Annotated in this window: 19 protein-coding genes and 1 pseudogene; 13 read left to right on the forward strand and 7 right to left on the reverse strand. The window is 49.4% G+C overall.

Translation table 11 applies throughout. From position 1 onward, the window contains the following. Positions 1-133: 133 nt before the first annotated feature. The 6 genes from NNO03_RS04270 to NNO03_RS04295 all read right to left on the reverse strand — a co-directional run bounded on the left by NNO03_RS04270 (position 134) and on the right by NNO03_RS04295 (position 3,664). Positions 134-997: a DNA adenine methylase gene (locus NNO03_RS04270; protein ID WP_271440857.1), complete on the reverse strand. Its 864-nt coding sequence runs from the start codon at positions 995-997 to the stop codon at positions 134-136. Next, positions 994-1,533, reverse strand: a complete 540-nt coding sequence (locus tag NNO03_RS04275; RefSeq protein WP_271440858.1) for a hypothetical protein — start codon at positions 1,531-1,533, stop codon at positions 994-996. Before NNO03_RS04275 ends, NNO03_RS04270 begins: the two co-directional genes overlap by 4 nt. After that, positions 1,530-1,868 carry a DUF977 family protein gene (locus tag NNO03_RS04280; RefSeq protein WP_048235134.1) on the reverse strand — a complete coding sequence of 113 codons (339 nt, stop codon included), beginning with the start codon at positions 1,866-1,868 and terminating at the stop codon, positions 1,530-1,532. The genes NNO03_RS04275 and NNO03_RS04280 overlap by 4 nt, the downstream gene beginning before the upstream one ends. A gap of 2 nt (positions 1,869-1,870) precedes the next feature. Further along, positions 1,871-2,782: a replication protein gene (locus NNO03_RS04285; protein WP_271440859.1), complete on the reverse strand. Its 912-nt coding sequence runs from the start codon at positions 2,780-2,782 to the stop codon at positions 1,871-1,873. An 84-nt stretch (positions 2,783-2,866) separates the two neighbouring features. Then, the gene (locus NNO03_RS04290; protein ID WP_271440860.1) at positions 2,867-3,406 is read right to left on the reverse strand and encodes a toxin YdaT domain-containing protein; all 540 of its coding nucleotides are present in this window, start codon (positions 3,404-3,406) and stop codon (positions 2,867-2,869) included. A gap of 30 nt (positions 3,407-3,436) precedes the next feature. Next, complete coding sequence (locus tag NNO03_RS04295) at positions 3,437-3,664, reverse strand: hypothetical protein (RefSeq protein ID WP_016156713.1); 228 nt, start codon at positions 3,662-3,664, stop codon at positions 3,437-3,439. Between the two features lie 35 nt (positions 3,665-3,699). On the opposite strand from NNO03_RS04295, the gene NNO03_RS04300 reads away from it, so the two are divergent. From NNO03_RS04300 to NNO03_RS04315, 4 genes are all read left to right on the forward strand, one after another. After that, complete coding sequence (locus tag NNO03_RS04300; RefSeq protein WP_271448914.1) at positions 3,700-4,455, forward strand: XRE family transcriptional regulator; 756 nt, start codon at positions 3,700-3,702, stop codon at positions 4,453-4,455. 87 nt (positions 4,456-4,542) lie between these two features. Next, positions 4,543-4,854, forward strand: coding sequence for a hypothetical protein (locus NNO03_RS04305; RefSeq protein WP_271440862.1), 312 nt, complete (start codon positions 4,543-4,545; stop codon positions 4,852-4,854). Next, positions 4,847-5,440, forward strand: a complete 594-nt coding sequence (locus NNO03_RS04310; RefSeq protein ID WP_271440863.1) for a type II toxin-antitoxin system HicB family antitoxin — start codon at positions 4,847-4,849, stop codon at positions 5,438-5,440. The genes NNO03_RS04305 and NNO03_RS04310 overlap by 8 nt, the downstream gene beginning before the upstream one ends. After that, positions 5,434-5,856 (forward strand): hypothetical protein, encoded by a 423-nt coding sequence (locus NNO03_RS04315; protein ID WP_271440864.1) that lies wholly within the window; start codon positions 5,434-5,436, stop codon positions 5,854-5,856. The genes NNO03_RS04310 and NNO03_RS04315 overlap by 7 nt, the downstream gene beginning before the upstream one ends. Before the next feature lie 30 nt (positions 5,857-5,886). Here the strand turns inward: NNO03_RS04315 and NNO03_RS04320 are convergent, their stop codons facing one another. Continuing rightward, the gene (locus tag NNO03_RS04320) at positions 5,887-6,093 is read right to left on the reverse strand and encodes a hypothetical protein (protein ID WP_271440865.1); all 207 of its coding nucleotides are present in this window, start codon (positions 6,091-6,093) and stop codon (positions 5,887-5,889) included. A 332-nt stretch (positions 6,094-6,425) separates the two neighbouring features. Here NNO03_RS04320 and NNO03_RS04325 point away from each other — a divergent pair. From NNO03_RS04325 to NNO03_RS04365, 9 genes and pseudogenes are all read left to right on the forward strand, one after another. Continuing rightward, positions 6,426-6,542 (forward strand): annotated as a pseudogene (locus tag NNO03_RS04325) (hypothetical protein); the annotation flags it as partial. Then, on the forward strand, positions 6,535-6,699 hold the full coding sequence (locus NNO03_RS04330; RefSeq protein WP_271448915.1) for a YdaE family protein: 165 nt from the start codon (positions 6,535-6,537) through the stop codon (positions 6,697-6,699). The pseudogene NNO03_RS04325 and the gene NNO03_RS04330, both read left to right, overlap by 8 nt. A 139-nt stretch (positions 6,700-6,838) precedes the next feature. Continuing rightward, positions 6,839-9,670, forward strand: coding sequence for a RecE family exodeoxyribonuclease (locus tag NNO03_RS04335; protein WP_271448916.1), 2,832 nt, complete (start codon positions 6,839-6,841; stop codon positions 9,668-9,670). Positions 9,671-9,681: 11 nt separating this feature from the next. Beyond that, the gene (locus NNO03_RS04340; RefSeq protein ID WP_271448917.1) at positions 9,682-10,767 is read left to right on the forward strand and encodes a RecT family recombinase; all 1,086 of its coding nucleotides are present in this window, start codon (positions 9,682-9,684) and stop codon (positions 10,765-10,767) included. A 34-nt stretch (positions 10,768-10,801) separates the two neighbouring features. Further along, positions 10,802-11,155 (forward strand): hypothetical protein, encoded by a 354-nt coding sequence (locus NNO03_RS04345; protein WP_271440869.1) that lies wholly within the window; start codon positions 10,802-10,804, stop codon positions 11,153-11,155. Continuing rightward, on the forward strand, positions 11,148-11,774 hold the full coding sequence (locus NNO03_RS04350; RefSeq protein ID WP_271440870.1) for a morphogenetic protein: 627 nt from the start codon (positions 11,148-11,150) through the stop codon (positions 11,772-11,774). Before NNO03_RS04345 ends, NNO03_RS04350 begins: the two co-directional genes overlap by 8 nt. Next, complete coding sequence (locus NNO03_RS04355) at positions 11,761-12,003, forward strand: DUF4060 family protein (RefSeq protein WP_005121071.1); 243 nt, start codon at positions 11,761-11,763, stop codon at positions 12,001-12,003. Before NNO03_RS04350 ends, NNO03_RS04355 begins: the two co-directional genes overlap by 14 nt. Before the next feature lie 64 nt (positions 12,004-12,067). Then, the gene (gene xisR / locus NNO03_RS04360) at positions 12,068-12,283 is read left to right on the forward strand and encodes an excisionase family protein (protein ID WP_040231984.1); all 216 of its coding nucleotides are present in this window, start codon (positions 12,068-12,070) and stop codon (positions 12,281-12,283) included. Further along, positions 12,283-13,569 carry a site-specific integrase gene (locus NNO03_RS04365; protein WP_271448993.1) on the forward strand — a complete coding sequence of 429 codons (1,287 nt, stop codon included), beginning with the start codon at positions 12,283-12,285 and terminating at the stop codon, positions 13,567-13,569. The genes xisR and NNO03_RS04365 overlap by 1 nt, the downstream gene beginning before the upstream one ends. Positions 13,570-13,571 lie beyond the last annotated feature (2 nt).

Genomic DNA, 13,571 nt, shown 5'->3' on the forward strand with positions numbered 1-13,571 from the left:
AAATAAGTCATTTTAATAACCATCACCCCACATCTCGTCTATTGAAGCATGCTAGCAACGTCTTTGCTATCCACCAGTAGCAAGATTTCCAGTTCGGCGATGCGCTTTGTAGCGTATTCCAGTTGAGGTTCCATCACTCCCCCTTCACGCCAATGCCAGCGGCCGCCGCTTCACGCTGTGTTGCCGGATTAAACCAGAGGCATTCAGTGCGCACTTTCGTACCGCGCCCTGCACTGATACGTGATGCCTTTTTGGTTTTGGTCCAACCCAGCAACATGTCGTTGTACAACTCGCAGTCATAGCCGCTGATTATCACCATGCCGGTCATCGTTCTGGCCACAGCTAACAGTTGCTCATGCCCTTCAACGGTCATTTCATGGTTGTAATAGCGGTTACCCTGTACGCGCGTTTCCGGCACATAAGGCGGATCTATGTAATGCAGAGTGGTATCGGCGTCGTGGGCGCGCATCACTGCCAGGGCGTCTTTGTTCTCGATAATGACACCCTGCAGGCGCTGGCATATCGCAGCCAGGTTCTCTGGATAGCGCTCCCACAGATGCGCAGCAGTTGCGTATTTACGCTTGCTGTCACTGCGAAATCCCGAGTTACCACCGATACCGGATGCAGAGCCAAAACCCATACATGCGCGGACAACCATGCGGCGGGCGCGCTCTACAGGTTCCGTGACGATCTCCCTGGCTGCGCAGAACTCATCACGTGAGTAAGGTGTTAATGCGCAGGCATCACGCAGACTCTGATTCATGTCTGGATCTCGCAGGACAGTAAACAGGTTCACTACCTCGCTATCGAGATCGTTATAGACTTCTGCGTAGCTGCGCGGTTTTTGAAGTAGCACCCCAGCCGCTCCACCGAATGGCTCTACATAGCAAACATGCTCTGGCATCTGATCGATAATCCATGGCGCCAGACGGAACTTGCCACCGTGATAACGGATTGCGGGATGTTTGATCGGCGCCTGTTTGTTGAGTGCTGTCATTGGGCTGCCTCCTTACGGATTTCATTCGCGAAATCAGCAGCGTCATCTGCGCGTTGGCGATATTTCAGGCGAGATGAATCGCTGATGTTAATCCCTGTGTCCGTTTCGTTTGCAATCGCGTACCAGGCATTCGCCAACCTCTCCACACCCTGCGCCCGCACTTCAGCCAAGAAAGCGTCGGTGGCTGGGGTTATTGCATATACGGAATCCACCGTTTGCAGCAGTTCGGTTGCGTCCTCCATCGCGCCACGCCAGTCCATGCGGCCGCCGCTATGCTCAAGAATCGAAACTGCCAACGCACGGATGAATACATGGCGCTCACGCGCATGAGCATTTTCCGTCCCCAGCTCCCTGCGCTTGCTCTCGGCGTTAGCGAGCTGTACTGCCATGTCTGCGTTTTGTGATTGCAGCTCTTCGATACCTGCTTTTGCAATATCACTGGCCTTTTCCACGACATTCATCAACTCGTTAATCGCAGCCAGTTTTGATTGCTGCAATGCGCATTTTTTCTCTAATTCTTCGTATGATGGTTTCATGCTGGCATTCTCCCTACGATATCTATAACCCGGCGCATAACTGCACTTCCCCGAAAATCTGCTGGCAACTCAGTCACAGGCTTACTCGAACCGTATGAAAAACGCTGGAGATCGAAATCAATCACAGCCTTCTGGTCCCTGAACAAACCAAGACGACCGTAACGAATGAGTTCGCCGCGTTCGGCTGCTACGCGGAAATACTTCTCAGCAGTCTGACGATGCAGCGACAACATCTGTGATGCCTCACTAACGGTTAAACGACCGCGGATTTTCACCTCTTCGATGATCACTCTGATAAGTGCCGCCTGCTCTTCTGGTGTATTTGGTCTTGGCATGCTTACCCCCTGAACCCCGTTGGGATGGTTTTATCTGGCTCAGAAATGCGATTCACATCCCTGCCCGTTTTGCGGTCGTTGAGAGCAAATTTCGGTTTGAACAGTCCCTGATATCCGTTAGCGATACTGGTGTTGATCACATCAACCGGGTCATGCCCTTCATCCAGGCAAGCCTTGAGCAACTTGAAAGCTTTGGTGACCGTCATTTCGGTCTTGATGGCTTTTCCAGACTGTTGGCGGTAGGCAACCCACTCATTCCAGGACACAGAATCAAGCCACTCAGGAACGGGAATCGTCAGCGGGTCAAACTTACCCTTCCCCTTTGGGGGATTAGAGGGGGTTAGATCTGTATTTATATTTGTATTTGGAAGAATGTCTTTGGTGTTCCCTGTTTTCAGGGATACCTCTCCCTGTTTTTGGGGATGGTTATCCCCGTTTTCAGGGATGGTTGAATGGGTAAAATTGCTATCCCTGAATTCGGGGATGGTAATAACCCATGTAACAACTTCAGCAGCAGGAAACACCGCTGGACACTTCATGCAATTTGGCTTGGTATACGCCCATTTATCCAGGCTGGTATTAATCCCTATGTATCTGGTTTGCCCAATGCGGCGCAGGATGATGATGTTCCGATAGGCAAGGCTCAACACGGCCTCAGAGACGTGCTTCACCTTCAGCGTCGTTTTATCTGCAATGAGGCTATTGGCGATGCGGTCAGAACTCTTAGACCAGCCATAGGTCAGACGAACGATAGCATTCAGCACCCTAAACTCGCGCCCGGATAGCTCGACGATACACAGGGCATCCTGAATCTGGTTGGCCAGGCGCAAATAGCCTTTCTCCAGATCAGCCATGCTGCTCTCCTGTTTCCCCTGCTGTGTGGGGAATTTGAATATTTCAGCGGTATTTGACATACTGCTCTCCGCAATTACGCTCAGTTTTTGCACCTGAAAGCCGTTGGTGTTCTAGCACCGCGGCTTTCGCCATTTTTGAACCCGTCATACAACCCCCAACATCAGCTGCACCATCTCCATCAGCGGACCGGTTAAGCCAGGGTCAACGCGGTACATCTCCACGATCCCCTCACTCAGCTCTTTCAGCTTCTGATGCCGTGGCGCATCCATTGCGACAGCTATCTTCGCTTCACTGGTTTCCTTCTCCATACGCGCCAGGCGAGCCATGATGTTGTCTTCTGGCAGCAGGCGGTTGCGGAACTCAATCGGCAGAACTGCGAGGATTGCCGGAGTCAGCTGGCGGACGTTCTCGCGGTAACGTTCGCTGTTGAAATGGTTGTCCAGGAAGCGGAAAAGCTTCTGGCGCTTTCGGCAGAGATCGTCAGGGAAAGCGATGTCGTCTCCCCCTTGAGCCTGGTACTCTTCGATAATCAGAGCCGTAACTACGTCCTGACCATCGGCACCAGCCCAGGAGCGGACCGCGTCACGAATGGCATCATGTTTATCGCCATGCTCTTGTTGAGTGCGATTTATCATCGCGGACGAATGGAATCCGGTATTTTGTTGGTACGTAAGTGATTGCATAGTGCTTTCCCTTTCGTGGTTAATTTGCTGTCAGGCTGCTTTTGGTTTGCTGATCTCAAGAATTTGGGTGGTGGTAAATCGCCCCTCTGAAGCTTCAGCAATCTTCGACGCATAATCCGTCTCACCGGTGTAATCAGTGCGTGGTAAACAGCCGCTATTGATCCATTTGTAAATTGCGCGCGGACTGCGCTCACAAGCTTTTGCTACTACAGGTACGCGAATCATTTTGATGATTTCGCCAAGACTAATAGGTTGCATTCTTTGACCCTCAAATTGAACTGTAAGTACATATTATGTTGGAACTGATAGTTCACGCAAGTGATATTATGATTGAACCTATGGTTCAGGAAGAAAAAGCGCGAAAAGACTTTTCCCATAGGCTAGCGCTGGCCTGCGATAAAGCTGGTTTGCCGGTACATGGTCGTCAGGCTGAAATAGCCAAAAATATGAAGCTGACACCAAAAGCTGTAAGCAAATGGTTTAACGGGGAATCAATTCCAAGGCGTGGGAAGCTGCAAGAGCTTGCTGCGAGCATAGGTACAACTTCAGCTTACCTGCTAGGTGACAGCGTGGCTGATGGTATTGCGGAGGGGCACTTACAGAAATCGACCGAAACATTTCGTATAGACGTACTCGATGTAGCTGTTAGCGCTGGGCCGGGCGTGATCAATAGTGAGTTCGTAGAAGTATTACGCTCCGTGGAGTACTCAGTAGAAGATGCGCGTCAGATGTTTAATGGTCGTAAACAGGAACAGATCCGCATCATCAACGTTCGCGGTGACAGCATGTCTGGAACGATTGAGCCTGGTGATTTGCTGTTTGTCGATATAAGCGTTCAACACTTTGATGGTGATGGGATTTACGCTTTCATTTATGACGACACATCCCATGTGAAGCGACTTCAGAAGATGAAAGATAAACTCTTGGTCATCTCAGACAACCAGACCTATCGACCGTGGGAGCCGATTGAGAAGGCAGAGATGAACAAAATATTCGTATTCGGAAAGGTGATCGGTAGCATGCCGCAGACCTACCGTAAGCATGGTTAGCAGATGAACAGTTGAATACATAGTAATCCGAAATTACAATTTTCATGATGACACCACCTGTAGTGTCAACTAAGATAAGAACATAAAATGACCCGAATAGAACTTATCATTGAAGATTTAGAGAGAAGAGTCAAAACCATTGGATGTGGGGGGAGGTCGGGTTTACTTTTATATCTAGAAGAACTGGGTTTTAATGCGAAATCAGGAAAAAGTGATAACCATAAGGTTCTTACGCACCCAGAACTTTCAAGATTAAGTGAATTTCGCACAATAGGCATAGACTGCGGACATGGTACAGCAAAATCCGTGAAACCATGTTATGGAAGAACAGTTCTATCCACGCTAAAGAAGTACAAAGAAGAGTTAGAAATAATCTATAAGGCGAATAATCATGTATAACGCAGAAGAATATACCATTTCAGTACGCAAAGAGCGTATGGATGAGGACGTCTACTGGGTTGCAAGAGTGGAAGAACTCCCAGACATATTGGAGTTTGGTGAAACTCGTGATGAAGCATATGAACTTGCCATAGACACTATCAATACTGGGCAGGAAATGTGTTTTGCAGAAGGAACCCATTTCCCATCACCTAAAAATTTTGCAGATACTAATGTTTCAGGACGGGTGACACTTCGTCTTCCTAAATCTGTTCATGCCAACTGTATAAAACTTGCTGAAGAAGAAGGCGTAAGTCTCAACTCCTACATTTTGACTTGCATTACGTCTTACAGATCTGTTCAGGAAACAGTAATTAGAACATCATTATTTGAAGATTTCAGGAATAGCTTGATATCTATTACTAATTTGAGAAGTCATGGAGCTTTATTTGACCAATCTGAATTTGCATATTCGCGTAGGGGTCAATTTAAGATCGCACTAGACCATATCAACGGCGACGACAACTACGAGTCTCGGGCGATTAGTTCCATATCTCCTTTTGACGATATCAATGAACAAGGATGGAGCTCAGTTTCAGCATGTTAAGACTTTTAAGCAGTGTAGAATTGCAAGCAATCTCTACTAGAAAGCAATTCATTGATTTTACACGTGATGCGATACCCAAAGATGATGGAATAAATCTAAGTTTTATCATTGAGTTAGGGCTTAATGATAATGAAGAGGATAAATGTTGCTATTTAATTTTGGGATGCAAAAGCCAAGTTAATGACATACCAGAAGGTGAAGTAAATCCACTAAAAGTAGAAATTACAATCGCTTATAAATTCAATGTCTTAGAGCCTGATGTATTTCATCAAGCTGATGATGAACTTAAAGCCACATTATTATCTAACCTAGTGTATTTGGATTTTAGAAGTAAACTCACAGCAGCTTTCTCAAGTGTTGGATTATCAAAGATAAGATTCCCTCTGACCTTCGAAAAAATAAAATCTATGAGTTAGAAATTACAACCCGGCCACCGCGCCGGGTTTTTACTGCCCTCTTCTCACCATCGCAGCCGCATCCCGCAATACACCTTTGTGAATCACATTCCCCACCGCCCTGCGCTTAGCCTCTAGGCTATTCACTATCGCATCGCGGCTTATCACTATCCCGTTAGCTATCAGACTGACAACTGCACCTCCAATCTCGCCGGCGATGAATGCTGCGCGGTCTTCTTCAAGCTCGTCACGTTCCATTTCTTTGCTCCTCTGATGTTTTTTTGAGCATAACAGGAATCAAATAAAAAATAAATTACCTTAAAGTTCATAGAATTATGACCAACTGAACTAACTTATTTATTAAAATGTACTTTAGGTACTTTACTTCAGTGAACTCATGGTACATTATCACCTCATCGCGAAACACTAAGCGCATAAGGTTTAACGCTCAGCTGGCCGGCTATAAGGCAAAACAGAAGTGAGCTTCGCGGTGGTGAACTGCAGAGTTAAAACGCTCAACTGTGAAGATCAGCATCACGGCGCCACCAGCGAAGTTCACTTAGTTCCAGCGACAAGGTATCGAGGGTGAGATGAAAGACTTTGCACGCAAATCAGTCCGGCAGCAGGCCGTAACACTGAACTGGGTAGAAGTGATTATTCGTCGTTTTTGTTACCTGCTTGCGCAGAAGGGAAATCCTGATGTGTAACTCAACAAAATGCGGTTACTGCAGTAAGCCGGTTAAACCGGAAGAAGTAATCAAAAGTACCCTTCTCTATCGCAACGGCTCACAGCTGGCGCGTAAAGAGAAGGAATATTGTTCCAGACGTTGCGCTTCGCACGACCAGATGGCTCACGAAGGCTAACGTAAAACCCGCACAAGGCGGGATCTACGTCCGGTGCCACCGACCAAAGTTACACCGGAAACAACATTAAAACCAAAGTTAACCCAATGGGCGCTATCAATGGTCCGGGGATTCTAACACCCAAAAATGAGGATCTCACATGGAATTTCCATATGTAGTTAAAGCCACACAAAAGTCGGGAAAGCCTGATGCTTTTGTCTGGTTCACTGCAAAAACTGAGGCTCGCGCCAACCTGATGCTGGACGTTGCGCTGGAAGATGCAGGTATCGAAACTGGGCGCGGTAAGGATTACGCCAAACCAATTCGCACTGATTTTCCTGTTGTTGATGACCTGCCAGATGAAGGTGAAGTTGATTTCACCTGGTGTGATCGTTACGAACTGGCCGAAGACCAGCGCACCTGGAATTTGAAATTGAAAACTGATGATGCGGCACAGGAAGAAAACCACCAGACTGATGACAATGTCGTTGATGGTGAAACCGGCCATGCAGAAGAATCTCAGCAGACAGAAAAGCCGAACCTCATCGTCGTAGCCACCCTGCCATTCCGTCAGCGCGTACTGGCTCAGTTCATCTCTGATGAATACGCTTATCACATCGATGCTGAGCAAAAGAAAATTATTCAGGGACTCGAGCTGGACGTGGATAACAGCTACGTCCAGAACCTGCTGCTTGCTGCTGAAAACGTGGAGTTTTTCAAGAATGCTGCTGAGATTGACATCTCCCGGGTTGTAGCCGCTCTGAAAACCGTCTTCCCGGTCGAAGGGAAACGGACTGAACTGTCTCTTGTTATGCGGTTCATCAGGATCTGGTTCAACACAGAACATATTGACCGTGGGCTGTTGGTTAAAGAGTGGCAGAAAGGCAACCGCGTTGCACAGATTCAACGCGCTGACGTCAAAACTAATGCTGGCGGTGGAAATAAGACCGATCGCAATACCGACTACGTCCACACACTGGACACTCTGGATGTTGAAATTGCGCTGGCCACCTTGCCAATGGATTTCAATATCTACGACATACCTGGTGGGGTCTACCGTCGCGCTAAAGAGATTGTCAGCAAGAAAGAAAGTCCGTTCAGCGAATGGTCTGAGGCGCTGCGCAAAACCGCTGGCATCCTGGACTATTCACGCGCCGCCATCTTTGCACTCATCCGTGGCACATCATCCGAATTGGTTAACTTTCCTGGGCGGTTGCGGGCATATATCAATGCCAATCTAACCGAAAATGACCACTCAAACCCCTCAGACGAAACGCTGGCTGATGCTGGTCATGCGCCGGACGTCAACTGGGAAAATGAGGTTAATGAGCAGGTCGCTGCGGAGCAGAAAACAGCTGCTAAACAGCCACAAATCGCCAACATGGGCAACGGCGCATTCTCCATTGATGGCCTGATTGGTGATCAACAAACACATACAGATGACCGTTCACCAGTTAATGAGGACACCACCAGTAATGTGCAGATGGAAGAAACTGTCAGTGATGAAGAACAGGCTGGTAATGAAGTGCAGTCAGGCGAAAGCAGTCTGGAAACTGGTCAAGAGTCACATACCGGCCAGCAAGCCGATGTAAACCAGAATGCGGATTCTGTTAGCCAAAACAGCGATTCTGTAAACCAAACCGAACCGGTTGCGGCACAAACCGAGCCAGAAGCGCAATCTGACGAACCGGCTGTTGTGTATCCCGCTTACTTCGAGCCAGGCCGCTATGAAGGTCTGCCGAACGAGGTTTATCACGCAGCGAACGGTATCAGCTCTACCCAGGTTAAAGATGCGCGTGTGTCGCTGATGTACTTCAATGCGCGCCACGTAGAGAAAACCATTATCAAAGAACGCTCTCCTGTTCTGGACATGGGAAACCTGGTACATGCTCTGGCGCTGCAGCCCGAACTGCTGGATGCCGAATTCAGCGTTGAACCGGTAATCCCGGAAGGCGCATTCACCACAACGGCAACGATCCGCACGTTTATCGATGAGTATAACGCCAGCCTGCCGGCGCAACTGTCAGCCGACGACATCAAAGCGCTGCTTGAAGAATACAACGCCACACTACCGGCACAGCTGCCGCTCGGCGCGTCACTGGAAGAAACAGGGCAAAGCTACATGGCGCTGCCTGCTGAGTACCAGCGTATCGAAGCGAACCAGAAGCAGACCGCTGCGGCGATGAAAGCCTGCATCAAGGAATACAACGCCACTCTGCCTGCTCAGGTGAAAACCAGCGGTAGCCGTGATGCGTTACTCGAGCAGCTGGCAATCATCAATCCCGACCTGGTGGCGCAGGAAGCGCAGAAGCCACAGCCGCTAAAAGTGTCCGGTACTAAAGCAGATCTGATTCAGGCCGTGAAGTCTGTTAATCCGGAAGCCGTCTTCGCCGACGAACTGCTGGATGCCTGGCGCGAGAATCCGCAAGGAAAAGTGCTGGTCACCCGCCAGCAACTGAGCACCGCACTGGCCATTCAGAAAGCCCTGCTCCAGCACACAACTGCAGGCATGTTGCTTCAGCATCCGAGCCGCGCCGTTGAGGTGAGCTACTTTGGCTTTGACGATGAAACCGGACTCGAAGTACGAGTTCGCCCGGATCTGGAAATCGACCTGGACGGCGTGCGCATCGGTGCCGACCTGAAAACCATCAGCATGTGGAACATTAAACAGGAAGGTTTGCGCGCCAAACTACACCGGGAAATCATCGACCGTGACTACCACCTGAGTGCCGCCATGTATTGCGAGACCGCAGCACTGGACCAGTTCTTCTGGATTTTTGTCAACAAAGACGAGAACTACCACTGGATCGCCATCATCGAGGCATCCGCCGAACTGCTGGAGCTGGGCATGCTTGAGTACCGCAAGGCGATGCGCGCTATCGCTACCGGCTTTGACACTGGCGAATGGCCAGCACCGATCACCGCTGATTACACCGACGAACTGAACGACTTCGACCTGCGCCGCCTTGAAGCGCTGCGTACTCAGGCATAAGGGGAATGAAGATGCAAAACACTAACGTAACTGTAGCTGACCAGAACGCGGTAATTAACTCCAACGTGGCCCTGTTTGATTCCCAGTATCTGAACGCCATAAGCGCGTTTGCTCAAATTATGGCGCAGGGTGCGGCGACAGTCCCCAGACACCTGCAGGGAAATCAGGCTGACTGCATGGCAGTAGCGATGCAGGCTGCACAATGGCAGATGAATCCTTTTGCCGTAGCTCAGAAAACACACCTGATTAACGGCGTTCTCGGATACGAAGCGCAACTGGTAAATGCCGTTATTTCACGCAGCGGCGTGCTGGCAAACCGCTTTGAATATGAGTGGTACGGACCATGGGAAAAAGTAGTCGGGAAATTCCAGATTCGTAAAGGCGACAAAGGGGAATACCGTATTCCTGGCTGGACTCTTGCTGACGAAACGGGCATTGGCATCATTATCCGCGCAACGCTGAAAGGTGAAGAACAACCGAGGGAACTTGACCTGTTACTGGCACAAGCAAGGACTCGAAATTCAACGCTTTGGGCTGACGATCCTCGCCAGCAGCTCGCTTATCTCGCCGTGAAACGTTGGGCGAGACTGTTCTGCCCGGATGTAATTCTCGGCGTTTATACCCCTGATGAACTGGATGATCGCCGTGAAGAGCGAGAAGTTAATCCTGCTCCAGTGCAACACGTTAGCCTGTCTGAAATCGCATGTGACACCGTCACAACCACGCAAAGCGCACAGGAATCGTCGGTAAATATTGGGTCTCTTGCCGATGATTTTCGCGAACGCATCGATGCTGCTCAGGATGTTGATAGCGCCAAAGTACTGCGTGCTGATATCGAAAGCGCGAAGGCCACGCTCGGGTCTGCCCTGTTCACCGAACTGAAGAACAAGGCCGTGAGGCGCTACTACCTGGTTGATTCCCGTAACAAGGTTGAAGCAGCGATCAACTCCCTGCCATCTCCGGATGAACCGGACGCAGCAGAACGATTCGCCGAAGTTGAGCGAGTGCTGGTAGCCAATAAGCGTCACATGGGCGACGAACTGCACGATCAGTTCAGCATCACCCTGGCTGATATGAAACCGGAATACGTGGGCTAAGGGAGGCGGGAGGGTTCGCCCTCCCGGTAACGAGATGAGCAAATCATTAAATGCACGTTGCATCCGTCGCTGGACCGTCGAATTTAAAGGTCGTTGCGACTCGAAAGATAGCCCGTACTGGCGCAAGTATCACCTTCGCAGTTACATCCGGGAATGTGCCCTGACTACCGCTGATAGCATGGTGGACAGTCTGGCTTACAACAATGCGATGCTTGATTACTTTACTGAAGTTGGTGATGACAGTGGTTGGTCTCCAGACTTTGCAGCCTGGTATAGAGGTCGTTCTGAAAAGTATCTCAAAGAGGCGCTGGATTACCTGAACGAAGATGCCACCAATGAGGAAATCGACGAGGAAATTCTGAACGAACTGGAGGCCTGGAATGACTGAACGCGGAATGATTTTTAACAGTGAAATGGTTCGCGCCATTCTCGACAGCAGGAAGACGCAAACGCGCCGCCCGGTTAAGTTCCCATTCAAGGATCGTAATCTTGGCTGTGAATTATCCGGCAACGAACTCGCCGGGGAACTGTCTTCTGGGAACTATTTGAACAGTCCGTTTGGTAAACCGGGTGATCGCATCTGGGTACGCGAGACTTTTCAGGGCCCGTTATTCGACTTCGATCAGATGGATGCCTATTGCAAAGACTCTGCACCATTTGAGAAGGCACGGTTCTGCGTTTACAAGGCTGATGGCAAGCCTGCACCAGAGTTTTTCGATGCTGACGATAATCTGCATTGCTGCTGGCGGCCATCAATCCACATGCCACGCTGGGCATCCCGCCTTCTTCTGGAGATTACCAGCGTTCGAGTGGAGCGTATACGGAGCATGAGCCAGGACGATGCCCGGGCCGAAGGCGTTATTGCAGCATCTGGCCCAATGGAGGCCGGTTTAGCATTCCGTGAGCTGTGGGACTCAATCTATGGCGAAGAGTCCTGGAAAGCTAACCCATGGGTCTGGGTTATTGAGTTTGAGCGTATCGAAGGAGACGACCATGCGACTGATTAACCGAGGCAATCAGCAATCCCCGTTAGCACGTCAGGCATGCGATATCGCGCTGGCCACTCATCACGAACGTTACGGTGACTACGGGCGCAGCAAGATGAAGGAGACATACACGGTGAGAGTTGAAGGCGTGAAGGTCTGGGTTGAGGTGGTGAACCGCAAGGCCAGCTACGTGGCCACAGCAATGACAGGTATGCGCAGATTGCGCGCGCTGCCTGGACAGGTGAGTTGATATTGAATTATCAGTGTAAGGCGGCAGGCCTGTTTATACTCGGCTTGCTGCCTGTGAGGTAAGCATGGCGCAGCTAATTTTTAATGAAGAGTGGATAGTTGAAACTCGTCTTAGTGAAAGAACGGGGCTAACCGAGAGACAAATTAAAAGTTATCGGTTGAATTTGTGGATCGAAGGCGTGCATTTCAAACATCTGACAGCTCTCGGGGAAACTGACAATTCTAAAGGTCTGCTTTGGTACAACTATCCAAAGATTAACCAATTAGTACAGGAAGCATGATGGACTTTCCAACCGGCGTCGAGCTGCATAATGGAAAAATACGGATCACATTTACCTATCGCGGCAAACGTTGCCGCGAAGTCCTTCGGGGCTGGACGGTGAACAGCAGCAACATCAAAAAAGCTGGAAATCTTCGCGCGCTCATCACAAGTGAAATACAGCTCGGTAAGTTCGACTATGCGGAACGCTTCCCGGAATCCAAAGCGCTTAAGAAGTTCATCACAACCAAAAAAATCACCACGTTTAAAGAACTGAGTGATTTTTTTACAGACACCAAAGCCTTAGAGGTATCTGGTGCAACACTGCTATCGCTTACTTCGGTCGTAAATACGTTACTGCGTGTAATCGGAGAAAATACCCGTCTGGTAGATATTGAGCATGCCGATATTTTGCATTACCGAAAGGAGTTATTGACCGGGACAATTATTAACCCGGCAATGCCGAATCTGGCCAGGCAGGGCCGCGCGCCCTCAACAGTCAATAAACAGATGGCAGTTTTATCAGAAATGCTTAAGCTCGCAAACCGAAGCCAGTTTATATTGCATGCTCCTTATGAAGGAGTGTCGCGACTCAAGTTATCTAAAAATGATCCCGACCCACTTTTACTTCATGAGTACCATGCACTGATAGCCGCCCTTCCCCGTAGCCAGGCATTAATCATCATTGTTGCCGTACATACGGGGATGAGGCCGGGCGAGATATGCGCCCTGGCATGGGAAGACATTGATTTGGTAAAAGGTGAAATCCACGTATCCAGAAGTTTGACGAATAAGCGAGTATTTGTACCCCCTAAGACAGATGCCGGAATAAGGACGATAACGTTGCTTAAACCTGCTCTGGATGCACTGAAGGAACAAAACGAAGTCACCGGCGCTAATCCGAAGCAAGAAATTCGATTTCACCATCGGGAGATCGGAAAAAATGAGCAGCAATCTCTTCGCTTCGTTTTTTCACCGACAGCATATTCGTCAAAAAAAGGCAGTTACTTCTCCAAGAACTCGATTGCCTATGGCTGGAAGCGAGGTACTAAACTTGCCAATATCCGCGAAAGGAATCCTTATCAGTCACGGCATACCTATGCCTGCTGGACGTTGATGGCCGGAGCGAACCCGTCATTCATAGCGAGTCAGATGGGACATGAAGATGCGCGAATGGTGTACGAGGTTTACTCCAAGTGGATTGGCGACATGAACCAGGATCAGGTCAACATGCTGAACAATCAGATGCCAACAGCACTGCCCCCAGGACGCCCCCACGGGCGAGGGAGCATGAAAAAAGTTATTTAATT

The organism is Citrobacter sp. Igbk 16 (genome assembly GCF_028069755.1).
Classification (GTDB): Bacteria; Pseudomonadota; Gammaproteobacteria; order Enterobacterales; family Enterobacteriaceae; genus Citrobacter.